Below are 23885 nucleotides of genomic sequence, written 5' to 3'. Positions count from 1 at the left end.
ACTCGGCAGCCCTTCGACGAGCAACACGCCTTCACCTCCTCCTCAGCCGATCTCGCGGTCGCGGCTTGACTTCTTAGGGACGTGAGATGTCTCTCGGGTGCGCTCCGGCCGTCAGCCGAAGGGGTTGTCGGGATCCCGTGGCTGCTGCGCGGCGGCCGGGCGGGTCACCAGCCGGGGGTCCTGCTCGACGGCCGGCTCGCGGTAGCGGCTCAGCGGATCCTGGGCGACCGGGTCGGACGCGACGGGCTCGCCGGGCAGCGGTGACGCCGATGGGTCTTCCTGGACCGCCGGTTCGCGGTAGCGGCTGAGCGGGTCCTGGGCGGACGGCTGCGGGTCGAAGGTCGAGGGCGGGGGCAGGTGGGTGCTGCGGGGAGGGGCCGCTCCTTCCCCGCCGGGAGGGGCGCCTTCCTCGCCGCCGGACGAGGACCGGGTGCCGGCCAGCGTCTCGTCGATCTTCTCGGCGGCCTTGTCGATGCCGTGGTCGATGAGGGGCTGCGCCGCGGCACCCACCGGGTTGCCGGTGAATCCGAGGCCGCCCATCACGTCCTTGGCGCCGTGCTTGATCGCCTTGTGCGCCATCCTGGCGCCCTGGGAGATGGCGAACTTCTCCGCCTCCCCGGCCTCCTTGATGTGCTTCCAGGTCATCGGGTTGTACCGCTTGACCTTGGACAGCTTCTTCGCCTGCTTGAGCATCTTGAGGATGTTGGCGAGGCTCTTGAGCTCCTCGGCGAGCCGGGCCACCAGGCTGGCGATCCGGGTCGATGCGATGCCGGTCTCGGCAGCGGCAGCCGCCGCCTCGGCCGCCAAGGAAACCCCCGCGGTCACCACGCTCAGCGCCACCGCCGCGGCCAGCGTGATCAGCGCCCACTCGATCAGCTCGCGGATGACGGCCTCGACCATCTCCTGCGCCACGCGCGCCTGTTCCGCCGCCCCGTCCAGGACGTCGGCCGTCGCGTCCATGTCCTTGGCTTCCGCCTCCATGGCGGATTCCAGCTCGGCGAGGTGGCTCTGGAACGCCTCGGCGGCCTCGCCTGTCCACTCGTGGGCGAGGTCGGCACGGTCGCGCCGCTGGTCCGCCACGATCTCCCGGAACTCGGCCGCCTTGTCCCGCCACAGCTTCGCCGCTTCCGCGAGGCTCTCCGGGTCTCCGGTGACGAACTCCAGCTGGTCGGCGAGGGGTTCGACGAGTGGACGCATGATGCTGTCCACGATGTCGTCCATCCCGCTCATCCAGTCGTTGACCTTGTTGTAGGCGCCAACTGCCGTCGATGCGGGCCCGCTCACCGGCCGCCACCCCCGCCGGACATCGTGGTGACGGTCTCGTCGTCGGTGTCCTGGTAGGACTGCGCCGTGGCGGTGACGGCCTCGCCGATCTTCTCCTGGAGGGTGGCCAGCGAGCCGAGCGTCTCCAGGACGTCCTCCTGGCGCTCCTCGTAGTCCTTGCTGATCTCGTCCGCTTCCGGCAGCTTGCCGAACGCCTCGCGGTCCACCTTGTGCGAGCCGAGGCTGCTGCGTATCGCGCGCAGCTTCTCCGCCCGCTCGTCCGAAGACTTGGCGAACGTGTGCAAGGCGTCCTGCGCAGCGGTGAATTGCTCCGCCACAGATCTCCCCCGATCCGGTATGACTCACGGTCTTGACCGATGGTAGTCAAGAACTCGCAAACCCGTACGGGGCCCCACCGCAAAGGTGAGGCCCCGCACAGTCCGTCCGCCGCCGCCGGACGGCGGCAGAACGGGCTCAAACACCCATGGGGTGCCAGACCGTCTTCGTCTCCAGGAAGGAGAGCAGGCGGCCGGTGCCGGGATCGGCGGTCCAGTCCACCGGGGCCGGCCGCAGCACGCGCTTGAGGTTGTCGGCCGCGGCGGTCTCCAGATCCTTCGCGAGACCGGCGTCCGCGCCCGCCAGATCGATGGCGTTGACGTCCTGGTGCGCGGCGAGCGGGGCCGCGATCTCGGCCGTGCGGCCGGAGAGGACGTTGACGACGCCGCCGGGCAGGTCGGACGTGGCCAGCACCTCGCCCAGCGAGAGGGCGGGGAGCGGGGAGTTCTCCGACGCCGTGACGACCACGGTGTTGCCGGTGACGATGGCCGGGGCGATGACCGAGACCAGGCCGAGGAAGGACGAGTCCTGGGGGGCCAGGACCGCGACCACGCCGGTCGGTTCGGGGGAGGAGAGGTTGAAGTAAGGACCGGCGACCGGGTTCGCCGAGCCGGCGATCTGGGCGGCCTTGTCGGACCAGCCCGCGTACCAGACCCAGCGGTCGATCGCGGCCTCCACCTGGGCCGCCGCCTTGGACTTCGACAGCCCCTCGGCGCCCGCCACCTCCGCCGCGAACTGCTCGCGGCGGCCCTCCAGCATCTCGGCGACGCGGTAGAGGATCTGGCCGCGGTTGTACGCCGTGGCGCCCGACCAGCCGCCGAACGCCTTGCGGGCCGCGACGACGGCGTCCCGCGCGTCCTTGCGGGAGGACAGCGGCGCGTTGGCGAGCCAGTTGCCCTTGGAGTCGGTCACCTCGTACACCCGCCCGCTCTCGGACCGGGGGAACTTGCCCCCGACGTACAGCTTGTAGGTCTTGAAGACGGAGAGTCGGTCAGACATTCAGGTACGCCTCCAGACCGTGCCGGCCGCCCTCGCGGCCGTGGCCCGACTCCTTGTAGCCGCCGAACGGCGACGTCGGGTCGAACTTGTTGAACGTGTTGGACCAGATGACGCCGGCCCGCAGCTTGCTCGCCATCCACAGCATCCGGGAGCCCTTCTCCGTCCAGATGCCGGCGGAGAGTCCGTACGGGGTGTTGTTGGCCTTGGCGACCGCCTCTTCCGGCGTGCGGAAGGTCAGCACGGACAGGACCGGGCCGAAGATCTCTTCGCGGGCGATGCGGTGCGCCTGGGTGACGCCGGTGAACAGGGTCGGCGCGAACCAGTAGCCGGAGCCCGGGAGTTCGCAGTCCGGGGCCCAGCGCTCGGCGCCCTCGGCCTCGCCCGCCTCGACCAGCGCCGTGATCCTGGCCAGCTGCTCGGCGGAGTTGATGGCGCCGATGTCGGTGTTCTTGTCCAGCGGGTCGCCGACCCGCAGCGTCCGCATCCGGCGCTTGAGCGCGTCGAGCACCTCGTCGGCGACCGACTCCTGGACCAGCAGCCGGGAGCCCGCGCAGCAGACGTGCCCCTGGTTGAAGAAGATGCCGTTGACGATGCCCTCGACGGCCTGGTCGACGGGGGCGTCGTCGAAGACGATGTTCGCCGCCTTGCCGCCCAGTTCGAGCGTCACCTTCTTGTCGGTGCCCGCGACGGTACGTGCGATGGCCTTGCCGACCTCGGTGGAACCGGTGAAGGCGACCTTGTCGACACCGGGGTGGGCCACCAGCGCGGCGCCCGTGGAGCCGTCGCCGGTAAGGATGTTGACGACGCCCTTGGGCAGGCCCGCCTGGCGGCAGATGTCCGCGAAGAACAGCGCGGAGAGCGGGGTGGTCTCGGCGGGCTTGAGGACGACGGTGTTGCCCGTGGCCAGCGCGGGCGCGACCTTCCACGCGAGCATGAGGAGCGGGAAGTTCCATGGGATGACCTGGGCCGCGACACCCAGCGGCCGGGGGTCGGTGCCGAAGCCCGCGTGGCTGAGCTTGTCGGCCCAGCCCGCGTAGTAGAAGAAGTGCGCGGCGACCTGCGGGAGGTCGGCGTCGCGCGATTCGCGGATCGGCTTGCCGTTGTCCAGCGACTCCAGGACGGCCAGCTCGCGCGAGCGCTCCTGGATGATCCGGGCGATCCGGAACAGGTACTTGGCGCGCTCGGCACCCGGCAGCGCCGACCACTTCTCGAACGCCTTGCGGGCGGCCTGCACGGCGCGGTCGACGTCGGCGGTGTTGGCCTGGGCGACCTCGGAGAGGACTTCCTCGGAGGAAGGGGAGGTGGTCTTGAAGACCTTGCCGTCGGCGCCCGGCGCGAACTCGCCGTCGATGAACAGGCCGTAGGACGGCGCGATGTCGACGACCGAGCGGGACTCGGGGGCGGGTGCGTAATCGAAGGTCATGGATCCGTCGAAGGTCATGGGTGCCTCAGTCCACCGTGACGTAGTCGGGGCCGGAGTACCGGCCGGTGCTGAGCTTCTGGCGCTGCATCAGCAGGTCGTTGAGCAGGCTGGAGGCGCCGAAGCGGAACCAGTCGGCGGTCAGCCAGGGCGTGCCCAGCGTTTCGTTGACCATGACCAGGTACTTGATCGCGTCCTTGGTCGTACGGATGCCGCCGGCCGGCTTCACGCCGACCTGGACGCCGGTGGCCGCGTGGAAGTCGCGGACCGCCTCCAGCATCAGGAGGGTGACCGGGGGCGTGGCGTTGACGGCCACCTTGCCGGTCGATGTCTTGATGAAGTCGGCGCCCGCGAGCATCGCGAGCCAGGAGACCCGGCGGACGTTGTCGTACGTCTGCAGCTCGCCGGTCTCGAAGATGACCTTGAGGTGCGCGGCGCTGCCGTCGGGGCGTGCACACGCCTCCTTGACGGCCTTGATCTCCTCGAAGACCGCCAGGTAGCGGCCGGCGAGGAAGGCGCCGCGGTCGATGACCATGTCGATCTCGTCGGCGCCCGCCGCGACCGCGTCACGGGTGTCGGCGAGCTTCACCGGCAGCGCGACCCGGCCCGCGGGGAACGCGGTGGCGACCGACGCGACGTGGATACCGCTGTCGCCCAGCGCTTCCTTGGCCGTCGCGACCATGTCGGGGTAGACGCAGATCGCCGCGACCTTCGGGACGGTCCGGTCGGTGGGGTCCGGGTTGATGCCCTTGGCGCACAGCGCCCGCACCTTGCCGGGGGTATCGGCTCCTTCGAGCGTCGTCAGGTCGATCATCGAGACGGCGAGGTCGATGGCGTACGCCTTCGCCGTGGTCTTGACCGAGCGGGTACCGAGGGTCGCGGCGCGGGCTTCGAGGCCGACCGCGTCGACACCGGGGAGGCCGTGGAGGAAGCGGCGCAGCGCACCGTCGTCGGCGGTCACGTCCGCCATCGACGCCAGACGCCCCGCGGCTTCCTTGCCGTATGCGGGAACAGTGATGGGCATGGTCACGAGGGGAGCATATCTACGCGCGTAGCGCCCTGTCATCCCCCGCGGTGGGCCGAATCAGGACCCTGCGGGGGACGGCCGCCGTCCCGTACGGGTGTGTCGACGTCGTCCCGTACGGGGTCGCCGGGCGGTGCCGCGGTGCCCGAATGATGCCGTAACGCAATGTCCGGCATCCGGACGGTCAGGCAGAATCGGCAGCATGACGAGCCCGGAACCCTCCACCACGCCGCAGCAGAAATACGCCGAGCGCACCTACCGCTCACCGGCGGCCCTCGTCGGCGGCGTGCTCTTGCTCCTGCTCGGGCTCTGGCTCGGCGGCGACGCGCTGCTGCGCGGCGTCGCGCACACCAAGCTGACGGCGGCCTTCGCCCTGCTCGTCGGCGTGCCGCTGGTGGCCGCCTACACGCTGCGGCCCCTGGTGAAGGCGGGCGAGGACCGGCTGCTGGTGCGCAACCCGTTCCGGACGATCACGCTGCCCTGGGGCGCGGTGGAGGACCTGCGGGCGTCGTTCACCAGCGAAGTGTTCACCGCCGACGGCAAGTACCAGCTGTGGGCGGTGCCGGTCTCGCTGCGGCAGCGCAAGAAGGTCAGCAAGCAGGCCGCCCGCGGCACCGCACCCCGCCGCTTCGGGCCGCGCGCCGACGCCGGTCCTGTGCCGCGCGCGATGGCCGACCAGACGATGGACGAACTCCGCGAGATCAAGGAACGCGCCGCTCACCGCGAGAGCGCCAAGGGCGAGCCGGTGGTGCGGTGGGCCTACGGCTTCATCGGGCCGTGCGTGGTGGGTGTGGTGGGGCTGATCGTGATGCTGGCGGTGTAGGGCGGCGGGGCGTCGGCACGGCGCCTTCAAGGCGAGGCGCCCGCTGCGCATCGTTCCGCCGGGCTTCCCTGCGGGGTCGCCGGGCGGATTCCCTGCGGGGTCGCCGGGCGGATTCCCTACGGGGATTGCCCTGCGGGATCCGCCGTCCGAAGCGGGCCCCGTCCGGCGACGGGGCCCCGCTCGTCTCAGATACCGGCCGCCGCCGACAGGTCGGACTTGACGGCCGCCAGCGCCGCCGCCGCCTTCGCCCTGGCCTCCGGGAGCGCCGCCGCCGAAGCGACCTGGACCACGATCTCCAGATAGCACTTGATCTTCGGCTCGGTCCCGCTGGGACGGACCACCACCCGGCCCGCCGCCACGCCGGAATCCGCCGAGCCCGACAGGTGGTACCGCAGCCCGTCGGTCGGCGGCAGCGCGTCGGTGCCCTGCGACAGGTCCTCTGCGCTGCGCACGGCCAGGCCCGCAAGCGTCGTGGGCGGCGTCTCGCGCAGCCTGCGCATGGCGTCGGCGATCAGCGACAGGTCGTCGACCCGCACCGACAGCTGGTCGGTCGCGTGCAGGCCGAACTCCACCGCGAGGTCGTCCAGCAGATCGGTCAGGGTGCGCCCCGACTGCTTCAGTTCGGCGGCCAGTTCGGTGATCAGCAGCGCGGCGGTGATGCCGTCCTTGTCCCGTACGCCCTCCGGGTCGACGCAGTAGCCCAGCGCCTCCTCGAACGCGTAGCGCAGGCCGTCCACCCGGGCCAGCCACTTGAACCCGGTCAGGGTTTCCTCGTAGGGGAGCGAGGAGGCCGCCGCGATCCGGGACAGCAGCGACGACGACACGATGGTGGTGGCGAAGGTACCGGCGGCCCGCTTGCTGACGAGGTGTGCGGCGAGCAGGGCGCCGACCTCGTCGCCGCGCAGCATCCGCCAGCCGTCGTCGGTGCCCGGTGCCGGTACGGCGACGGCGCAGCGGTCCGCGTCGGGGTCGTTGGCGACGACGATGTCGGCCATCCCGGGGCCGGCCGCGCGGGCGGTGGCGAACGCGAGGTCCATCGCGCCCGGCTCCTCCGGGTTCGGGAAGGCCACCGTCGGGAACTCCGGGTCGGGATCGGCCTGTTCGGCGACGACCCGCGGGGCCGGGAAGCCGGCACGGGCGAAGGCGGCCAGCAGGGTGTCCCGGCCGACGCCGTGCATCGGCGTGTAGACGACCCGGGTGTCCCGCGGCGAGCCGGGGGTCAGCACCGCGTCGGTACGCGCCAGGTAGGCCGCCAGGACGTCCTCACCGAGCGTCTCCCAGCCGGCCTCGGGGCGCGGCACGTCGTCCAGCGAGCGCACGGCCGCGATCTCCGCGGCGATCTCGCCGTCGGCGGGCGGCACGATCTGCGAGCCGTCGCCCAGGTAGACCTTGTAGCCGTTGTCGCGCGGCGGGTTGTGGCTGGCGGTGACCTCGACGCCGGCCACCGCGCCCAGGTGCCTGATCGCGAACGCCAGGACGGGCGTGGGCAGCGGGCGGGGCAGCACCGCGGCGCGCAGCCCCGCACCGACCATCACGGCGGCCGTGTCGCGCGCGAAGTCGGCGCTCTTGTGGCGCGCGTCGTAGCCGACGACGACGAGGCCCGCGCCGTCGCCCTTGGCCTTGAGGTACGCGGCGAGTCCGGCCGCCGCACGGATGACCACCGCGCGGTTCATCCGCATCGGTCCTGCGCCCAGCTCACCGCGCAGGCCGGCGGTGCCGAACTGCAAGGTGCCGGCGAAGCGGGCGGCAAGCTCGGTGTGGTCCCCGGCGTCGATCAGCCGGGACAGCTCGTCCCGGGTCTCCGGGTCGGGGTCCTCGGCCAGCCATGCCTGGGCGCGGCGGGTCAGCTCCGTGGGGTCGGTGGCCACGTGATGCTCCTGATGGGTGGGTGCGGGTGGGGGAGCGCTGGGGGCGTCCGTGAAGTCCTGCCGTCCGCCCCGGGGGCGGGGCGGGCGAGCACCCCCGGCCCGCCCGCCGTGCGGCCCGTGGCTCAGAGCTTGCCGAGCACCTGGGCGAGCAGGCTGCCCATCCGGGTCGCGGAGTCGCGGCCGGCCTGGAGCACCTCTTCGTGGTTGAGCGGCTCGCCGGTCATGCCCGCGGCGAGGTTCGTGACCAGGGACAGGCCCAGCACCTCGGCGCCGGCCTCGCGCGCGGCGATGGCTTCGAGCACCGTGGACATGCCGACCAGGTCGCCGCCCAGGGTGCGGATCATCTTGATCTCGGCGGGGGTCTCGTAGTGCGGGCCGGGGAGCTGGACGTAGACGCCCTCCTCCAGGCTCGCGTCGACCTCCTTGCACAGCGCGCGCAGTCGCGGCGAGTACAGGTCCGTCAGGTCGACGAAGTTCGCGCCGGCGATCGGGGAGGTGGCGGTGAAGTTGATGTGGTCACTGATGAGCACCGGCTGGCCGGGGCGCATGCCTTCGCGCAGGCCGCCGCACCCGTTGGTGAGCACCACGGTCTTGCAGCCGGCGGCGACGGCGGTCCGTACGCCGTGCGCGACGGCGGCGACGCCGCGGCCCTCGTAGAAGTGGGTACGGCCGAGGAAGACCAGCGCGCGCTTCTCGCCGATGCGGTACGAGCGGATCTTGCCGCCGTGGCCTTCGACGGCCGGGGGCGGGAAGCCGGGCAGCTCGGTGACCGGGAACTCGTGCTCGGGCGCGCCCAGGGCCTCGGCGGCGGGGGCCCAGCCGGAGCCCATGACGAGGGCGACGTCGTGGGTCTCCGCGCCGGTGAGGTCGCGCAGGCGGGCGGCGGCGTCGGCGGCGGCGCCCTGCGGGTCGCGGGCGATGTCCGAAGTAACAGATGCGTTCACGCGGACGAGGGTAGCGGGAAATCTCCTACGCGCGTAGATGGTGCTGGGTGTGGGGTGGGAATGGCGCGTTTGTGGGGCCGGTGTCGGGGGTGGGGCGGTGGGGTGCTTGGTGTGTGGGGGTGGGGTGGGGGGGGGGGGGGGGGGGGGGGGGGGGGGGGGGGGGGGGGGGCCTGGGGGGGGGGGGGGGGGGGGGGCCGGAGGGGCCGCACCGGGTCGTCTCCTCGACGCATGTGCCCTTGGGAACGTGTGAAGAGGCTGCCGGTGTTGGCGCCTGTCGCTGCGGGGAGCGACCCGGTGCGGCCCCTCCGACCCACCCGGTCTCGTACGCGGCTGACCGTCGGTGGGCGCTCCCTGTCCTCGCCTCGCCCTTCGGGCCTCGTACGCGGCTGCGGGGGCGGTGAGCCTGTCCCCTGTGCCTCGCCCTTCGGGCATCGGGGGGCTAGCAGGGGCGTTTGCGGAGTTCCATCACGTAGTCGTGGGGGGCGCCTGCGGATTCGGCGGCGTCGGCGATTTCGCCCAGGTAGCGGGCTGAGGGGAGGCCGCCTTCGTAGCCGTTGAGTACGTAGATCCAGGCGGCCTCGTCGCCGTCGAGGGTGTGTACGCGGACCCGCATGCGGCGGTAGATGTCCAGGCCCACGCCTTCCCAGCGGTCCATGGAGTCCTCGTCCATCGGCGCGATGTCGTAGAGCGCCACGAAGAGCTGGGAGCGGGGGGCCTCGACGATGGTCGCCAGCGCGCCTTCCCAGCCCATCTGTTCGCCGCCGAAGGTGAGCCGCCAGCCGTTGAGCCAGCCGGTGCCGCGCAGCGGCGAGTGCGGTGCGCGGCGGGACATCAGCCGCGCGTCGAGGTTGCCGGCGTACGCGGCGTAGAGCGACATGGCTCCGAGGGTACGGGAGCGTGGGGCCCGGCTCCTGGTGGCGGAGTTTCGTACCGGGGTATGTGCCGTGCCCGGCCCCCCGCCGGGAAGCGCGCGGCGGCGTGCGGGACAATGGAGTATGTGACTCGGATCGTGATCATCGGTGGCGGACCCGGCGGATACGAGGCGGCCCTGGTGGGCGCCTCTCTCGGCGCGGAGGTGACCGTCGTCGACTGCGACGGTCTGGGCGGGGCGTCGGTGCTGACCGACTGCGTCCCGTCGAAGACTCTGATCGCGACGGCCGAGGTGATGACGACCTTCGATTCGTCGTACGAGGAACTCGGCATCATCGTCGAGGACGGCACGCCGGATCCGGAGCGGCCCGCGCGGGTCGTCGGCGTCGATCTGGGCAAGGTGAACCGACGGGTCAAGCGGCTGGCGCTGGCGCAGTCGCACGACATCACCGCTTCGGTGACGCGGGCCGGCGGGCGGGTCATGCGGGGGCGTGGCCGGCTGGAGCCCGGTCAGTCGACGGACGGTTCGCGGCGGGTCACGGTGACCGCGGCCGACGGTTCCGAGGAGACGCTGACCGCGGACGCGGTGCTGATCGCCACCGGCGCGCACCCCCGCGAGATCCCGGACGCGCTGCCGGACGGCGAGCGGATCCTGAACTGGACGCAGGTCTACGACCTGGACGAGCTGCCCGAAGAGCTGATCGTGGTCGGATCCGGTGTCACCGGCGCCGAGTTCGCCGGTGCTTACCAGGCGCTCGGCTCGCGGGTCACCCTGGTCTCCTCGCGTGACCGGGTGCTGCCGGGCGAGGACCCGGACGCCGCCGCCGTCCTGGAGGACGTCTTCCGGCGCCGCGGGATGAACGTCATGGCCCGCTCGCGCGCCGCCGCGGTCAAGCGGGTCAGCGACCGCGTCGAGGTGACGCTGGCGGACGGCCGGACGATCTCGGGATCGCACTGCCTGGTGGCCGTCGGCTCCATCCCCAACACCGCGGGCATCGGCCTGGAAGAGGCCGGCGTCCAGCTCAAGGAGTCCGGCCACATCTGGACCGACAAGGTCTCCCGCACCACCGCTCCCGGCGTGTACGCGGCGGGCGACTGCACCGGTGTCTTCGCGCTGGCATCCGTCGCCGCGATGCAGGGCCGGATCGGCATGTACCACTTCCTGGGCGACGCGGTCACTCCGCTGAACCTCAAGACGGTCTCGGCGAACGTCTTCACCGACCCCGAGATCGCCACCGTCGGCTACTCCCAGGCCGATGTCGACAACGGCAAGATCGACGCCCGGGTCGTGAAGCTGCCGCTGCTGCGCAATCCGCGCGCCAAGATGCAGGGCATCAGGGACGGTTTCGTGAAGCTGTTCTGCCGTCCTGGCACCGGCATCGTCGTCGGCGGCGTGGTGGTCTCGCCGCGGGCCAGCGAGCTGATCCACCCGATCTCGATCGCGGTCGACAACAATCTGACGGTCGAGCAGATCGCGAGCGCGTTCACCGTGTACCCCTCGCTGTCCGGCTCGATCGCCGAGGTCGCCCGTCAGCTGCACACCCGTAAGTCGGCGAACGAGTAGGGACGGTGGTGCGCGGGCGGCTGCTTCGGGCGGCGGCCCGCGCCGGCGTACGGCCTCAAGTGCGCGGAGGCGGGTGTCAGTTCCGCATAAGCTCGCCTCATACCACTTTGACGTCCGTGGCGTGAACAATTTCCGTTAATTGGTGCAACCTGCTGAAAACAGACGGTCGTTGGCATTACTGTCAGTTTCGTGTTCGCTGCAGAACGTCGCCAATTGATCCTTGAAATGGTGCGTGCGAACGGAGCGGTGTCGCTCCGGGAGCTCGCCCGTGTCGTCCAGACCTCAGAAGTGACCGTACGCCGGGACGTACGTGCGCTGGAGGCAGAAGGACTCCTCGACCGCCGGCACGGTGGTGCGGTCCTGCCGGGTGGGTTCACCCGGGAGTCCGGGCTGCCGCAGAAATCCCATCTATCGACCGCGGAGAAGACGGCCATCGCCGACCTCGCCGCGGGTTTCGTCCAAGAAGGCGAGGCCATCGTCGTCGGCGCCGGGACCACCACCCAGGAGCTGGCCAGGCGGCTCGCGCGGGTGCCGGGGCTGACGGTGGTCACCAACTCCCTGCTCGTCGCACAGGCGTTGGCCCATGCCAACCGCGTCGAGGTCGTGATGACCGGCGGCACCCTGCGCGGATCCAACTACGCCCTGGTCGGCAGCGGTGCCGAACAGTCGCTCCAGGGGCTGCGGGTGTCCCGCGCCTTCCTCTCGGGCAGCGGGCTGACCGCCGAGCGCGGCCTGTCCACGTCCAACATGCTCTCCGCGAGCGTCGACCGGGCGCTCGTCCAGGCGGCGGGGGAGGTGGTGGTGCTGGCCGACCACACCAAGATCGGCGCCGACACGATGTTCCAGACCGTGCCGACGGAAGTGATCACCCGCCTGGTCACGGACGAGCCGCCGGCCCACGACGACCGCGCGGCAACGGAGTTGCAGGCCCTCGCCGACCAGGGCGTACAGATCGCCGTCGCCGGCGGCACGGGCGCCGGAACGGGCGTGGTGCACCCGGGCCCCGACGGCATCGCGGCGGAGCGCAGGAACCCCCGGAGAGAGGTGCCGCTGCCGGGACAGCGGCGCAACCACCCGCAGGGCGGCGGTCCGGCGTCGCCACTGCGCTCGGCCGCGTCCCTGGGCGAGGCGCAGGGACGGGTGGCGGACCTGGCTCCACGGCGCCGCTGAGTCGCCGCGGGAGCCGGGGAGTGCCGGGCCGGGGCGGTTGCGTCCCGGCGCCCCGGCAGCGTCCCGCTACGGCTCCTGACGGTCGGCCTTGAGGCCGCTCAGTGTGAGAGTCAGCAGCCGGTCGGCCAGCTTCGGGTCGTCCGGCGACTCCTCGACGGCCAGCGCGATGCCGTTGGTCAGCTGCATCAGATCCGCGATGTTCACATCCGGGCGCACCGCTCCGGCCTGCTGCGCGCGGGCCAGCAGCGCGCCGCCCGCCTCGCGCATCGGCACGCTGCACCGCGCCATCCCCGAACTGTCGTCAGCCGAAGCGGCCATCAGCGCGCGGGACAGGCCACGGTAGGTGCTGGCGTGGTCGATGATCGCGCGCAGCCATTCGACCAGCGCATGACACGGCTGCGGTGCGTCGGCCAGCTCCCTGGCGTGCGCGAGCAGCGCGTCCACCTCGCTCTGGAACACCGCGCCCATCAGCGACGTACGGTGCGGGAAGTGCCGGTACAGGGTGCCGATGCCGACACCGGCGCGGCGGGCGATGTCCTCGAGCGAGGTGTCCGTGCCGTGCTCGATGAAGGCGGTACGCGCCTCGGCCAGCAGCCGCTCGTAGTTGCGCCGCGCATCGGCCCGCATCGGGCGCACCGCCCCCGCCGTGCCCTGTCCCGCGGTCCGCCGCCCTGCCGTCTCGGTCGCCATCGCCGTCCTTCCTCACCCCGGCCGGTCCCGGCCCGGTGGCTCCAGGATGCCACTGCCCCGGGGAATGGCCGCCCCGCCGACGGTGGGTGGACGGGCGGCGTACCGGGACCGAACCGGCGGTGACGCTCCGGCGGCGGGTGGCCGAACACCTCGGCGGGCCGCAACGCCGCCGTGCCAAGAGCCATCAAACCTGGCGCAAAGAGGTCTTCCGGGCCGAAGCCGCGCAGGTTGCCGGGCCCGGGGGCCGCAGGCACAGGCCGTGGCACGTCCGCACCAGGGCGGCCACGGACACGGGACATCTGAGGAAGACGTCATGGGGCTGACCAGCCGATCGCTGTTGTACGCCGCCGTCGCGGCGGCCGTGGTCTGTGTCGGGCTGAGCTTCTGGCTGTGGCCGCGGTTCGCCGGGCGCAGGCCACTGGCGCTGCTGGGCCGGCTGGTGTCCATCGCCGCCACCCAGCTCGCCCTCGTCGCCGCACTCGGCCTCGCCGTCAACGCCAACTTCCAGTTCTACGGCTCCTGGCACGAACTGCTCGGCCTCTACGACGACGCCCCCGCCGCGGTCGGCAAGTGGGGCGGGAGCGCCGGGGCGGCGCCGGCCGGCGACCCGTCGAAGGGCCTGGTGCAGACGGCGGGCCCGGAGGGCCTGGACAAGGTGCACGGACTGCCGAAGGGGCCGCCCGCGTCGAACGGCAGGGTCGAGTCCGTACGGATCGTCGGCAAGCGGACCCGGGTCGTGAACCCGGCGTACGTCTACCTGCCGCCGCAGTACTTCCAGGCCGCCTACGCCCGCCAGCGGTTCCCCGTCGTCGTGGCGCTCAGCGGCTACCCAGGCGGCGTCTACCTGCTGGGCCAGCACCTGCGGCTGCCGCAGACCGCGGGCGGGCTGATCCGCGCCGGACGGATACAGCCGACCGTCATCGTGATGCTGCGGCCCACCGTCGCGCCGCCGCGTGACACCCAGTGCGTGGACGTGCCGGGCGGGCCGCAGGCCGAGACGTTCTTCGCCGATGACGTGCCGGACGCCCTGAAGGCGCACTACCGCGTCGGCCACGACCCGGACGCCTGGGGCGTGCTCGGCTACTCGTCGGGCGGCAGCTGCGCCCTCCAGCTCGCCCTGCGCCACCCCCGTACGTACCCGTCGGCCGCCGCCCTGTCGCCCGACTACAAGGTCGCCAACGACCCCACGACGGGCGACCTGTTCGGCGGCGGCAAGGACCGGGTGCGCAGGCGCCAGGAGCACGATCTGGTCTGGCGGCTGCGGCATCTGCCCGTGCCGCAGGTGTCCGTCCTGATCGGCACCAGCCGCTCCGGTGAGAAGAACTACCCGGCGGCGAAGGAGTTCCTGTCCGCGGTCCGCCCGCCGATGCAGGCCGACTCCGTCGTCCTTCCCCACGGCAGCCACAACTTCGCCACCTGGCGGCGCGAACTGCCGGCCGCGCTGCGGTGGCTGAGCGGCCGGCTGACGTTCCCCGAGGACGTGGTGGGGGAGTCGTAGGCGCCCGTACGCGCGAGGGCCCCGGCACGGTGTGCCGGGGCCCTCGCGATGGGCTGCGCGATGTCAGTCCTTGATCTCGCAGATGACGGCGCCGGAGGTGAGGGCGGCGCCGACCTCGGCGGTCAGGCCCTTGATGGTGCCGGCGCGGTGGGCGTTGAGTGGCTGTTCCATCTTCATCGCTTCGAGGACGACGACGAGGTCACCCTCGGCGACGGTCTGGCCCTCCTCAACCGCGATCTTGACGATGGTGCCCTGCATCGGGGACGCCAGCGCGTCACCGGACGCCGCGGAGCCGGACTTCTTGGCGGCCTTGCGCTTGGGCTTGGCGCCGCCCGCGACGGCCGCGCGGGCCAGCGGCATCCCGAGCGAGGACGGCAGCGAGACCTCCAGGCGCTTGCCGCCGACCTCGACGACGACGGTCTCGCGGGTGTCGGCCTCGGTCTCGTCGGCGCCGGTCGCGGTGAACGCCGGGATGTCGTTGACGAACTCCGTCTCGATCCACCGCGTGTGCACCGTGAACGGCTCGTCGGAGCCGGTGAGTTCGGGGGCGAACGCCGGGTCCTTGACCACCGTGCGGTGGAAGGGGATGGCGGTGGCCATGCCCGCGACGGTGAACTCGCCCAGCGCGCGGGCCGCACGCTGGAGCGCCTGCTGCCGGGTGGCGCCGGTGACGATCAGCTTGGCCAGCAGGGAGTCCCAGGCGGGGCCGATGACGCTGCCGGACTCCACACCCGCGTCCAGGCGCACGCCAGGGCCCGCGGGGCCGTCGAAGCGGGTGACGGTGCCGGGTGCGGGCAGGAAGCCGCGGCCGGGGTCCTCGCCGTTGATGCGGAACTCGAAGGAGTGGCCGCGCACGGCGGGGTCGTCGTAGCCGAGTTCCTCACCGTCGGCGATCCGGAACATCTCCCGGACCAGGTCGATGCCGCTGACCTCTTCGGTGACCGGGTGCTCCACCTGGAGGCGGGTGTTGACCTCAAGGAAGGAGATGGTGCCGTCCTGCCCGACGAGGAACTCGCAGGTGCCCGCGCCCTCGTAGCCGGCCTCCTTGAGGATGGCCTTGGACGCCCGGTACAGCTCGGCGTTCTGCGCGTCCGACAGGAACGGCGCGGGAGCCTCCTCCACCAGCTTCTGGTGGCGGCGCTGCAGCGAGCAGTCGCGGGTGGAGACCACGACGACGTTGCCGTGCTTGTCGGCCAGGCACTGCGTCTCGACGTGCCGGGGGCGGTCGAGGTACCGCTCGACGAAGCACTCGCCGCGGCCGAAGGCGGCCACGGCCTCGCGGACCGCCGAGTCGTACAGCTCGGGGACCTCTTCGAGGGTGCGGGCGACCTTCAGGCCACGGCCGCCGCCGCCGAAGGCGGCCTTGATCGCGATGGGCAGGCCGTGCTCCTTCGCGAAGGCGACGACCTCGTCCGAGCCGGAGACCGGGTCGGGGGTGCCGGCGACCAGGGGCGCACCGGCCCGCTGGGCGATGTGCCGGGCCGCGACCTTGTCGCCCAGGTCGCGGATGGCCTGCGGCGGCGGGCCGATCCAGGTCAGGCCCGCGTCCAGGACGGCCTGCGCGAACTCGGCGTTCTCCGAAAGGAAGCCGTATCCGGGGTGAATGGCGTCCGCGCCGGAATCGGCCGCGGCGGCAAGGACCTTGGCGATGTCCAGGTAGCTGGTGGCAGGTGTGTCACCGCCCAAGGCGTAAGCCTCGTCAGCCGCGCGGACGTGCAGAGCGTCCCGGTCGGGGTCCGCGTAAACCGCTACGCTCCCGATCCCGGCGTCCTGGCATGCACGGGCAACGCGGACAGCGATTTCGCCACGGTTGGCGATGAGCACCTTGCGCACGTTGGGTCCTTCCTTGGCGCTACGCCGCAACACAATGAACGCAGCGAGTTTAGGGACTGGCGACACCGTGTGCCGACCCGTTCCCGGGGGTGACCTTGCCCACACGGAGAGTGGTACGGGTGCCAGTGGGGACGTAAAGCCCCCCGATATCCCAGGGTAGGCCCGGTTTCAGGGTCTCAGCTTCGCGCCTGGATGTGGTCTAGGTCTCTGCCGGTTCGTGTTCAGCGCACCGTCAATTCTTTGTGGAGTCCCTACGAATGGGCGAATGAAACTTTGCGCGTGGCGCGGCGGCCGGGCGGGTGACGGGCGGGGCGGCGGGCGGGTTGGCGCAGAACCCTTGCCGCGGCTATTACCGATTAGTAGCGTGCGCGATGTCTTCTGTACTCGCGGTAACGGGTCTCGTCGGGTCTCCGTGACCGGCGACGGCGTGTTCGGCAGCGGTGTGTTCTCGGCAACAGTGTGCTCGGCGACGGCGGAAGTGGGTGGGCGGGGTGGCGGCGCGCAGACCGGTGGTCCTGGTGGCGGCGGTGGTGCTGATCCTGGAGGCGTTCGGGATCGTGCTGCTGAACTGGATTCTGAGCATCGTGGTCGACCGGCAGCGGATGTCCCTGGCGGGGCTCGACCCCGGCGCGATGACGGCCGGCGCCTGGGCGGGCGGCGTGGTCTTCGGCCTGTATCTGCTCTTCTGCGCCGGGGTGCTGGTGCGTACCGGGGTGCGCGACCGGGCGCCTGGCGGGTTCGGGCGCATCGTGCTGATCAGCTGCGCCGTGGTGCACGCGGTGGTGGCGGCGTTCGCCGTGGGGCTGGTCGGCTGGGTGGCCTTCCTCGCGATGATGGTGGTGCTGGGACTGGTCGTGCTGGCGCTGGTGGCGTACGGGGAGGGGCGGCCGGCGGCCGGCACCGTCGAACCGTGAGCCGGCCGGGCCCGGCGGTGGGTGTCAGGTGGCGGGTGCGACGGCGGCGGTCACCGTGCAGGCGGTGCCCAGGGTCAGGCGACCCGGGCGCAGGACCGAGTACTTGGAGCCCAGGATGACGCCGCCCTTGGGGACGCGCCGGTAGGTCGCGAGGGTGCGCAGCGGGTCGGGGCCGGCTCGGGTGCCGGTGCGCTGGTCGATGAGGGTGACGGCGCAGCGGACGGCGTGCTTGGTGAACCCCAGTTCCGTGTCGCCGATGGTGATCCGGTGGGCGAGGTCCTCGGTGTGCGGCTCGTCCCAGCCGTCCACGACGATGTTCGGGCGGAACCGGTCCATCGGCACCGGTGTGCCGCCCGCGGCGGTGATGCGGGCGTTGAGCGCGTCGAGGGTGGCGCGGGAGATGAGGTGGACGGCGCTGCTGTCGGCGAAGCCGGACGTGCCGGGGTGCAGGCCGTCGGTGACCCGGTCGTGGTCGGGCGGTACGCGGACCAGCCGGCTGCGGGAGCCGATGACCTCGGACAGCCAGTCGGCCGCGGCGCCGCCCTGGTCGATCGCGCGGTAGGGCGTGCCGAACATTTCGACGCCGGTGGGCGCGCCGGTGCGGTCCACGCCGATGTGCAGCGGCTCGATGTCCGGTGCGCGCAGGGTGAGTTGGCGGCCGTCAGGGCTCACCTCGGGGTGGACGGTCGCCAGGACCGGGTCCGTGCGCTGGCTCCGGAAGACGCCGTCGTCCTGGACGACGAGGAAGCTGCGGTCGTGGGCGAGGCCGGCCGGTGTGAGGTCGGCGCCCGCCGACGGGACTCCGGCGCATCCCTTGACGGGGTAGGTGATCAGATCGACGACTCTGGCCATGGCGGCAGCATATGCCGCCATGTCGATCTCGGTGTGCGGATGGGGAGTTCGGGTGGTCGGGCGCCCCGGGTGCGGCTCAGGTCCACAGGTCGGTGATCGCGCATCCCAGGTCGGCCAGCAGGCGGCGGAGCAGCGGCAGGGACAGGCCGATGACGTTGCCGGGGTCGCCGTCGATGCCGTCGATGAAGGGGGCGGAGCGGCCGTCGAGGGTGAACGCCCCGGCGACGAAGAGGGGTTCGCCGCTCTCGACGTACGCGGCGATCTCGGCGTCGCTGGGCTCGCCGAAGCGGACTGTGGTCGAGGCGGTGGCGGAGACCTGGTGGCCGTCCGCGGTGTCGATGACGCAGTGCCCGGTGCGCAGGATGCCGGAACGGCCGCGCATGGACTTCCAGCGGGCGGTGGCGTCCTCGGCGTCGGCCGGCTTGCCGAGCGCCCGGCCGTCCAGTTCGAGTACCGAGTCGCAGCCGACGACCAGCGCGCCGTCCGCCTCCGGGCGGGCGGCGACGGCCGCCGCCTTCGCCTCCGCCAGGACCCGTGCGAGATCACCAGGGGTGGCGGCGGTGAGCGCGTCCTCGTCGACGCCGCTGACGATCACCTCGGGCGCCAGACCTGCCTGCCGCAGCAGGGCCAGGCGGGCGGGGGACTGGGAGGCGAGGACGAGACGGCGGGACTGCGGTGCTTCGGTCATGCCCGCCATCGTACGGAGCCGGACGGAGGGGCGGGCACGCCCTAGGCCCGCCCGCCGCCCCGGCTACTTCTTCAGCACCGCTTCCATGACGGACTTGGCGATCGGGCCGCCCAGCTTGCCACCGGCGATCTCCGAGCGCGGGATGTTCATGTCCTTGGGGTCGACGAAGACCGCGACGGCCACCGGGGACGAGCCGTCGCTCTGCTTGGCGTAGGAGACGAACCAGGCGTACGGGCGCTCGTCGCCGACATCGGCGCCGTGCTGGGCGGTGCCGGTCTTGCCGCCGACGGTCACCCCGTCGATCTGCGCCTTCTTCGCGGTGCCTGCCGAGACGGTGTTCTCCATCATCTCCTGCACCTTCTTCGCGGTCTCCACGGAGACGGCCTGCGGGTCCTTCGGGTGCAGCGGCACCGGGTCGAACTTCTCGATGGTGGACAGGTCGGGGCCGCGCAGCTCGTCGACCATGAACGGCTTCATGACCTTGCCGTTGTTGGCGAGGCCCGCGGTGATCACCGCCATCTGGAGCGGGGTGCTGGTCAGGCTGCCCTGGCCCATGCCGGTGAGCGCGGTCTGCGGCTGGTCGAGCTTCTGGGGGTAGCCGCTGGCCGCGGACCGCACGGGCGTGAAGAACTCCTTGTTGAAGCCGAACTTCTCCGCCGTCTCGCGCATCTTGTCGGTGCCCAGCTTGTGGGCGGCGTCCAGGAAGACGTTGTTGCACGACCACTGCATGCCGGTCTTCATGGAGACCTTGTCGCAGAGGGAGTTGGGGACGTCGTTGCCGACCGAGGTGTGCGTCTGGGGGAGGGTGTACGGGGCGGGGGCACCGGAGGGGGCGTTGATATCGGTGACCGCGCCGTGCTCCAGGGCGGCGGCTGCGGTGAGGATCTTGAAGGTCGAGCCGGGCGGGTAGATCTCGCGCAGCGCGCGGTTGCTCATCGGCTTGTCCTTGTCGTGGTCGAGCGCCACGAACTTCTTGCCCTCGGCCAGCGAGATGCCGGAGAAGTCGGACGGGTCGTACGACGGGGTGCTGGCCATCGCGAGGATCTTGCCGCTGCGCGGGTCGATGGCGACCACGGCGCCGCGGGCGTGCAGGTTGGTCAGCCCCTTGTAGGCGGCCTTCTGCGCCTTCTCGTTGATCGTCGTGATGACGTCGCCGCCGCGCGGCTTCTTGCCGGTCAGCATGTCCTGGGCGCGGTGCAGGAAGAACCGGTCGTCCTTGCCGTTGAGCACGTCCTGGTAGACGCCCTCCAGGAAGGTGGAGCTCTGGGCCTGCGAGGCGTAGCCGGTGATCGGCGCGTACATCGGACCGTCCTTGAAGGTCACCTTGTACTTGAAGTCGCCCCGGGTCTCCACGGATCCGGTGATCGGCTTGCCGCCGACGATGATGTTGCCGCGCGGGTAGGAGAACGCCTCGATCTTGACCCGCCGGTTGTTGTCGTCCTTCGCCAGGGAATCGGCCTGCACGAACTGGACCCAGGTCGCGCGGGCGAGCAGGGCGAGGACGAGCACCCCGCAGAAGACGGCTATGTGCCTCAGCGGCCGGTTCATCGATCTCCCACTCCGTTGCGCCCGTAGGCGGCGCGCCCCCCAGTGCCGCCCGCCGGAATTGTCTGCTCAAGAGAGAAAGAGGCGATTGCGGGTGGTGCGGTTGCAGGGCCGCGGGGAATGTGAGGTGTACCGCCCACCGCCGTGCGGCGGTTCAGGACGGGAGGGCGGGGCGACCCCGGAGCGTCACCGACCTACGACGAGGAACATCAGTACCACTGCCGCGGCGGCCACCACGATGCCCAGCCGACGGAGCTGTGCCTGCGCGTCGCGCAGCTCCTCGGGAGGCTCGTCGGGCGGATCTGACCACAGCATGTCGTCGATCCTGCGCCTGTCGCGGCGACGGCGCCTGAGTACGCGTACTCAGGCGCCGTCGCGCGCGGAACCATCCGGTGCACTATGCACCCATCTGACCGGCGGAAACTCCCCGGCTGCGATACGCGTCACACTCCGTGAGCGCGGGGCCGGTGCGGGCCGTCCCGGGTGCCTCAGCGCGGCCAGTAGCTGGTGCGCCAGGACCGCGGGCCCGGATGCGGCAGCCGGCGGGACGGAATCGTGGACGCCGGATCGGACCACTCGGTGCCGGTGCCGTCCTCGTCGGGTGCCAGTCCGGCGGCGGTGGCAGCCGCCGTGGCCTGCACCACCGCGAGCGCGGCGGCCAGTTCCTCGGGTGTGGGGTTGCCCCGTACGACCTTGAACATCGACCGACCTCCTAGAGCGGAATGTTGCCGTGCTTCTTCGGCGGCAGCGCCTCACGCTTGTTCCGCAGCGTGCGCAGCCCGCGGACGATGTGCCTGCGGGTCTCCGACGGCATGATCACCGCGTCGACGTAGCCGCGCTCGGCAGCGACGTACGGGTTCAGCAGGGTGTCCTCGTACTCCTGGATCAGCTCCTGGCGCCGGTCCTCCAGGGCCGTCGGCTCCTCGATCGCGGCGAGCGTGCGGCGGTGCAGGATGTTGACCGCGCCCTGCGCGCCCATGACGGCGATCTGGGCGGTCGGCCAGGCGAGGTTGAGGTCGGCGCCCAGGTGCTTGGATCCCATGACGTCGTACGCGCCGCCGAACGCCTTCCGGGTGATCACCGTGATCAGCGGCACCGTCGCCTCCGCGTACGCGAAGATCAGCTTGGCGCCGCGGCGGATGATCCCGTCGTACTCCTGGTCCGTGCCGGGCAGGAAGCCGGGCACGTCCACGAACGTCAGCACCGGGATGTTGTACGCGTCGCAGGTGCGCACGAACCGCGCGGCCTTCTCGCTCGCCTTGATGTCCAGGCAGCCGGCGTACTGCATCGGCTGGTTGGCGACGACACCCACCGAATGCCCCTCGACCCGGCCGAAGCCGGTCAGGATGTTCGGCGCGAACAGGGCCTGCGTCTCCAGGAATTCGTTGTCGTCCAGGACGTGCTCGATCGCGGTGTGCATGTCGTAGGGCTGGTTCGCCGAGTCCGGGATCAGCGTGTCCAGCTCGCGGTCGAAGTCCGAGGTCTCCAGGTCGGCCTCCTCGGGGAAGGCCGGCGGCTCGGAGAGGTTGTTGGACGGCAGGTAGGACAGCAGCGCCTTGACGTACTCGATGGCGTCCTTCTCATCGCCCGCCATGTGGTGCGCCACACCCGAAGTGGTGTTGTGCGTCCGGGCGCCGCCCAGCTCCTCGAAGCCCACGTCCTCACCGGTGACGGTCTTGATGACGTCGGGCCCGGTGATGAACATGTGCGAGGTCTGGTCGACCATCACCGTGAAGTCGGTGATCGCGGGCGAGTACACCGCACCGCCCGCGCACGGCCCGACGATCAGCGAGATCTGCGGCACCACACCCGACGCGTGCACATTGCGCCGGAAGATCTCCGCGAACAGCCCGAGGGCGGCGACACCCTCCTGGATCCGCGCCCCGCCGCCGTCGTTGATGCCGACGACCGGACAGCCGTTCTTCAGCGCGAAGTCCATCACCTTGACGATCTTCTCGCCGTAGACCTCGCCCAGCGACCCGCCGAAGATGGTGAAGTCCTGGGAATAGACGCAGATCGGCCGGCCGTCGACGGTGCCGTATCCGGTCACGACACCGTCGCCGTACGGCCGGTTCTTCTCGATGCCGAAATTCGTCGACCGATGACGCGCGAACTCGTCGAGCTCGACAAACGAGCCCTCGTCGAGCAGCAGGTCGATGCGCTCACGCGCGGTCAACTTGCCCTTCGCGTGCTGCTTTTCCACGGCGCGTGCCGAACCGGCATGGGTGGCTTCTTCGATCCGCCGCTGCAGATCTGCCAGTTTGCCCGCGGTGGTGTGGATGTGTGCTTCCGGCTCGGACATCGGGATGCGGCTCCTGCTCGTCCTGGACTGGTGCTCGTACTGAGGGTGGTACGGGGTGGGCTACCGGTTCGTAGCGTATCGGCGGGACTGCTCTGCGGCACTGCGTCGTTGACCACACCTAGGCTGGTGTCATGACCCCTCAACCACCGGAAAACCCGGACAAAGACCACCACCCCGCGCAGCCCGCGGACGGCCCCGGAACTCCGGGCCGGGGCTCGGAAGGTCCCGCGGCCGGCCGGTGGACCGACCTGGAACGCCCCCCGCTGAACGCCCAGGCGCTCCGCAGGGCCCTGCTGCGCCCCGGATCCCTGTGGACCTCGCTCGACGTGGTCACCGCCACCGGCTCCACCAACAGCGACCTCGCCGCACGGGCCGCCGAAGGCGCCCCGGAAGGCGCCGTACTCGTCGCCGAGGAACAGTCCGCAGCCCGCGGACGCCTGGACCGCCGCTGGTCGGCGCCGCCCCGCTCCGGCCTCTTCTTCTCCCTCTACCTCACCCCGCGCGTCCCACCGGCCCGCTGGGGCTGGCTGCCGCTGCTCGCCGGCGTCGCCACCGCCGCCGCGCTCTCCCGTACGGCCGGCGTGGACACCGCACTCAAGTGGCCCAACGACCTGCTCCTGACCGTGGAAGGCGCGGAACGCAAGGCCGGCGGCATCCTCGCCGAACGGGCCGGCGAAGGCGTCGTCATCGGCATCGGCCTCAACGTCTCGCTGCGCGCCGACGAACTGCCCGTCCCCACCGCAGGATCCCTGGCCCTGGCAGGCGCCAGGGGAACCGACCGCGACCCCATCCTGCGGGCCGTCCTGCGCTCCCTGGAGGACTGGTACGGCACCTGGCAGGCGGCCGACGGCGACCCGGTCGCCTGCCGTCTCCAGGAGACGTACGCGGCAGGCTGCGCCACCCTGGGCCGCGAGGTCCGCGCCGAACTCCCCGGCGACACCGCGCTCACCGGCGAAGCGGTGGCCATCGACGGAGACGGCCGCCTGATCCTCGCCACCCCTGAAGGCATCCAGCAGCCGGTGGCAGCCGGCGACATCATCCACCTACGCCCCACAGGAACGGACACGGAAAACCGCAGGACGTAGCCCCCAGGCAGCTCCCCTCCCGAGGCCCCTCGATGCCCGAAGGGCGAGCCACAGGCCAGACCCCCGCCCCGCAGCCACCGACGAGGCCCGAAGGGCGAGGCGCAGGGGACAGGGCCAGGCCCACCGGCGGTCAGCCGCGTACGAGGCCCGGGTGGGTCGGAGGGGCCGCACCGGGTCGCTCCCCGCAGCGACAGGTG

General features: G+C 71.6%; 22 protein-coding genes. 6 read left to right on the top strand and 16 right to left on the bottom strand.

What is annotated here, in order from left to right:
- Positions 1 to 111: 111 nt before the first annotated feature.
- The 5 genes from ACGFNI_RS35435 to deoC all read right to left on the bottom strand — a co-directional run bounded on the left by ACGFNI_RS35435 (position 112) and on the right by deoC (position 5042).
- The gene (locus ACGFNI_RS35435) at positions 112 to 1284 is read right to left on the bottom strand and encodes a WXG100 family type VII secretion target (protein ID WP_393689798.1); all 1173 of its coding nucleotides are present in this window, start codon (positions 1282 to 1284) and stop codon (positions 112 to 114) included.
- Entirely contained in the window at positions 1281 to 1601 is a 321-nt protein-coding gene (locus ACGFNI_RS35430) for a hypothetical protein (RefSeq protein ID WP_393689797.1), read from the bottom strand. The genes ACGFNI_RS35435 and ACGFNI_RS35430 overlap by 4 nt, the downstream gene beginning before the upstream one ends.
- 136 nt (positions 1602 to 1737) lie before the next feature.
- The gene (locus ACGFNI_RS35425) at positions 1738 to 2598 is read right to left on the bottom strand and encodes an aldehyde dehydrogenase family protein (RefSeq protein ID WP_393689795.1); all 861 of its coding nucleotides are present in this window, start codon (positions 2596 to 2598) and stop codon (positions 1738 to 1740) included.
- Complete coding sequence (locus ACGFNI_RS35420; RefSeq protein ID WP_393689804.1) at positions 2591 to 4021, bottom strand: aldehyde dehydrogenase family protein; 1431 nt, start codon at positions 4019 to 4021, stop codon at positions 2591 to 2593. Before ACGFNI_RS35420 ends, ACGFNI_RS35425 begins: the two co-directional genes overlap by 8 nt.
- A gap of 25 nt (positions 4022 to 4046) precedes the next feature.
- Positions 4047 to 5042 (bottom strand): deoxyribose-phosphate aldolase, encoded by a 996-nt coding sequence (gene deoC / locus ACGFNI_RS35415; RefSeq protein ID WP_393689802.1) that lies wholly within the window; start codon positions 5040 to 5042, stop codon positions 4047 to 4049.
- Between the two features lie 202 nt (positions 5043 to 5244).
- Here deoC and ACGFNI_RS35410 point away from each other — a divergent pair, with 202 nt between their 5' ends.
- A complete protein-coding gene (locus tag ACGFNI_RS35410) occupies positions 5245 to 5865 on the top strand; it encodes a PH domain-containing protein (RefSeq protein WP_393689793.1) in 621 nt (206 codons plus the stop codon).
- Between the two features lie 185 nt (positions 5866 to 6050).
- Here the strand turns inward: ACGFNI_RS35410 and ACGFNI_RS35405 are convergent, their stop codons facing one another.
- From ACGFNI_RS35405 to ACGFNI_RS35395, 3 genes are all read right to left on the bottom strand, one after another.
- Entirely contained in the window at positions 6051 to 7733 is a 1683-nt protein-coding gene (locus tag ACGFNI_RS35405) for a phospho-sugar mutase (protein WP_393689791.1), read from the bottom strand.
- Positions 7734 to 7855: 122 nt separating this feature from the next.
- Entirely contained in the window at positions 7856 to 8677 is an 822-nt protein-coding gene (locus tag ACGFNI_RS35400; RefSeq protein WP_393689789.1) for a purine-nucleoside phosphorylase, read from the bottom strand.
- A gap of 439 nt (positions 8678 to 9116) precedes the next feature.
- Positions 9117 to 9554 (bottom strand): gamma-glutamylcyclotransferase, encoded by a 438-nt coding sequence (locus tag ACGFNI_RS35395; RefSeq protein WP_227048110.1) that lies wholly within the window; start codon positions 9552 to 9554, stop codon positions 9117 to 9119.
- Positions 9555 to 9665: 111 nt separating this feature from the next.
- Between ACGFNI_RS35395 and ACGFNI_RS35390 the strand changes: the two genes are divergently transcribed.
- Together ACGFNI_RS35390 and ACGFNI_RS35385 are read left to right on the top strand one after the other, a co-directional pair.
- Positions 9666 to 11111, top strand: coding sequence for an NAD(P)H-quinone dehydrogenase (locus ACGFNI_RS35390; RefSeq protein WP_393689787.1), 1446 nt, complete (start codon positions 9666 to 9668; stop codon positions 11109 to 11111).
- Between the two features lie 225 nt (positions 11112 to 11336).
- Positions 11337 to 12281 carry a DeoR/GlpR family DNA-binding transcription regulator gene (locus ACGFNI_RS35385; RefSeq protein WP_393689800.1) on the top strand — a complete coding sequence of 315 codons (945 nt, stop codon included), beginning with the start codon at positions 11337 to 11339 and terminating at the stop codon, positions 12279 to 12281.
- 66 nt (positions 12282 to 12347) lie between these two features.
- On the opposite strand, the gene ACGFNI_RS35380 is transcribed toward ACGFNI_RS35385, so the two are convergent.
- Positions 12348 to 12971, bottom strand: coding sequence for a TetR/AcrR family transcriptional regulator (locus ACGFNI_RS35380; RefSeq protein WP_393689785.1), 624 nt, complete (start codon positions 12969 to 12971; stop codon positions 12348 to 12350).
- Between the two features lie 313 nt (positions 12972 to 13284).
- On the opposite strand from ACGFNI_RS35380, the gene ACGFNI_RS35375 reads away from it, so the two are divergent.
- Complete coding sequence (locus ACGFNI_RS35375) at positions 13285 to 14469, top strand: alpha/beta hydrolase (protein ID WP_393689783.1); 1185 nt, start codon at positions 13285 to 13287, stop codon at positions 14467 to 14469.
- Positions 14470 to 14532: 63 nt separating this feature from the next.
- Here the strand turns inward: ACGFNI_RS35375 and ACGFNI_RS35370 are convergent, their stop codons facing one another.
- A complete protein-coding gene (locus ACGFNI_RS35370; protein WP_393689781.1) occupies positions 14533 to 16302 on the bottom strand; it encodes an acetyl/propionyl/methylcrotonyl-CoA carboxylase subunit alpha in 1770 nt (589 codons plus the stop codon).
- A gap of 482 nt (positions 16303 to 16784) precedes the next feature.
- Between ACGFNI_RS35370 and ACGFNI_RS35365 the strand changes: the two genes are divergently transcribed.
- On the top strand, positions 16785 to 17216 hold the full coding sequence (locus tag ACGFNI_RS35365; protein WP_393689779.1) for a hypothetical protein: 432 nt from the start codon (positions 16785 to 16787) through the stop codon (positions 17214 to 17216).
- A gap of 24 nt (positions 17217 to 17240) precedes the next feature.
- Here the strand turns inward: ACGFNI_RS35365 and ACGFNI_RS35360 are convergent, their stop codons facing one another.
- The 6 genes from ACGFNI_RS35360 to ACGFNI_RS35335 all read right to left on the bottom strand — a co-directional run bounded on the left by ACGFNI_RS35360 (position 17241) and on the right by ACGFNI_RS35335 (position 22603).
- Complete coding sequence (locus tag ACGFNI_RS35360) at positions 17241 to 18068, bottom strand: MOSC domain-containing protein (RefSeq protein WP_393689777.1); 828 nt, start codon at positions 18066 to 18068, stop codon at positions 17241 to 17243.
- Between the two features lie 76 nt (positions 18069 to 18144).
- The gene (locus ACGFNI_RS35355) at positions 18145 to 18756 is read right to left on the bottom strand and encodes a nucleoside triphosphate pyrophosphatase (protein WP_393689775.1); all 612 of its coding nucleotides are present in this window, start codon (positions 18754 to 18756) and stop codon (positions 18145 to 18147) included.
- Positions 18757 to 18819: 63 nt separating this feature from the next.
- On the bottom strand, positions 18820 to 20304 hold the full coding sequence (locus ACGFNI_RS35350) for a peptidoglycan D,D-transpeptidase FtsI family protein (protein ID WP_393689773.1): 1485 nt from the start codon (positions 20302 to 20304) through the stop codon (positions 18820 to 18822).
- 183 nt (positions 20305 to 20487) lie between these two features.
- A complete protein-coding gene (mmpB, locus tag ACGFNI_RS35345; protein WP_393689771.1) occupies positions 20488 to 20616 on the bottom strand; it encodes a morphogenic membrane protein MmpB in 129 nt (42 codons plus the stop codon).
- A 173-nt stretch (positions 20617 to 20789) separates the two neighbouring features.
- Positions 20790 to 21002 carry an acyl-CoA carboxylase epsilon subunit gene (locus ACGFNI_RS35340; RefSeq protein ID WP_393689769.1) on the bottom strand — a complete coding sequence of 71 codons (213 nt, stop codon included), beginning with the start codon at positions 21000 to 21002 and terminating at the stop codon, positions 20790 to 20792.
- Positions 21003 to 21013: 11 nt separating this feature from the next.
- Positions 21014 to 22603, bottom strand: coding sequence for an acyl-CoA carboxylase subunit beta (locus ACGFNI_RS35335; RefSeq protein WP_393689767.1), 1590 nt, complete (start codon positions 22601 to 22603; stop codon positions 21014 to 21016).
- Between the two features lie 131 nt (positions 22604 to 22734).
- On the opposite strand from ACGFNI_RS35335, the gene ACGFNI_RS35330 reads away from it, so the two are divergent.
- Positions 22735 to 23688: a biotin--[acetyl-CoA-carboxylase] ligase gene (locus tag ACGFNI_RS35330; protein ID WP_393689765.1), complete on the top strand. Its 954-nt coding sequence runs from the start codon at positions 22735 to 22737 to the stop codon at positions 23686 to 23688.
- Positions 23689 to 23885 lie beyond the last annotated feature (197 nt).

Origin of the sequence: Streptomyces sp. NPDC048644 (assembly GCF_043199105.1) — a bacterium.
Classification (GTDB): Bacteria; Actinomycetota; Actinomycetes; order Streptomycetales; family Streptomycetaceae; genus Streptomyces.
The sequence above is the reverse complement of the archived record's forward strand: the minus strand, read 5'-3'. Positions and strand labels throughout refer to the sequence as shown.

Excerpts from the sequence above, each read along its gene's own strand:
- ACGFNI_RS35380 (WP_393689785.1), bottom strand. The coding sequence starts at position 12,971 with ATGGCGACCGAGACGGCAGGGCGGCGGACCGCGGGACAGGGCACGGCG.
- ACGFNI_RS35355 (WP_393689775.1), bottom strand. The coding sequence starts at position 18,756 with ATGACCGAAGCACCGCAGTCCCGCCGTCTCGTCCTCGCCTCCCAGTCC.
- ACGFNI_RS35395 (WP_227048110.1), bottom strand. The coding sequence starts at position 9,554 with ATGTCGCTCTACGCCGCGTACGCCGGCAACCTCGACGCGCGGCTGATG.
- mmpB (WP_393689771.1), bottom strand. The coding sequence starts at position 20,616 with ATGCTGTGGTCAGATCCGCCCGACGAGCCTCCCGAGGAGCTGCGCGAC.
- ACGFNI_RS35350 (WP_393689773.1), bottom strand. The coding sequence starts at position 20,304 with ATGAACCGGCCGCTGAGGCACATAGCCGTCTTCTGCGGGGTGCTCGTC.
- ACGFNI_RS35420 (WP_393689804.1), bottom strand. The coding sequence starts at position 4,021 with ATGACCTTCGATTACGCACCCGCCCCCGAGTCCCGCTCGGTCGTCGAC.
- ACGFNI_RS35330 (WP_393689765.1), top strand. The coding sequence starts at position 22,735 with ATGACCCCTCAACCACCGGAAAACCCGGACAAAGACCACCACCCCGCG.
- ACGFNI_RS35375 (WP_393689783.1), top strand. The coding sequence starts at position 13,285 with ATGGGGCTGACCAGCCGATCGCTGTTGTACGCCGCCGTCGCGGCGGCC.
- deoC (WP_393689802.1), bottom strand. The coding sequence starts at position 5,042 with ATGCCCATCACTGTTCCCGCATACGGCAAGGAAGCCGCGGGGCGTCTG.
- ACGFNI_RS35335 (WP_393689767.1), bottom strand. The coding sequence starts at position 22,603 with ATGTCCGAGCCGGAAGCACACATCCACACCACCGCGGGCAAACTGGCA.
- ACGFNI_RS35385 (WP_393689800.1), top strand. The coding sequence starts at position 11,337 with ATGGTGCGTGCGAACGGAGCGGTGTCGCTCCGGGAGCTCGCCCGTGTC.
- ACGFNI_RS35425 (WP_393689795.1), bottom strand. The coding sequence starts at position 2,598 with ATGTCTGACCGACTCTCCGTCTTCAAGACCTACAAGCTGTACGTCGGG.
- ACGFNI_RS35340 (WP_393689769.1), bottom strand. The coding sequence starts at position 21,002 with ATGTTCAAGGTCGTACGGGGCAACCCCACACCCGAGGAACTGGCCGCC.
- ACGFNI_RS35410 (WP_393689793.1), top strand. The coding sequence starts at position 5,245 with ATGACGAGCCCGGAACCCTCCACCACGCCGCAGCAGAAATACGCCGAG.
- ACGFNI_RS35360 (WP_393689777.1), bottom strand. The coding sequence starts at position 18,068 with ATGGCCAGAGTCGTCGATCTGATCACCTACCCCGTCAAGGGATGCGCC.
- ACGFNI_RS35390 (WP_393689787.1), top strand. The coding sequence starts at position 9,666 with ATGGAGTATGTGACTCGGATCGTGATCATCGGTGGCGGACCCGGCGGA.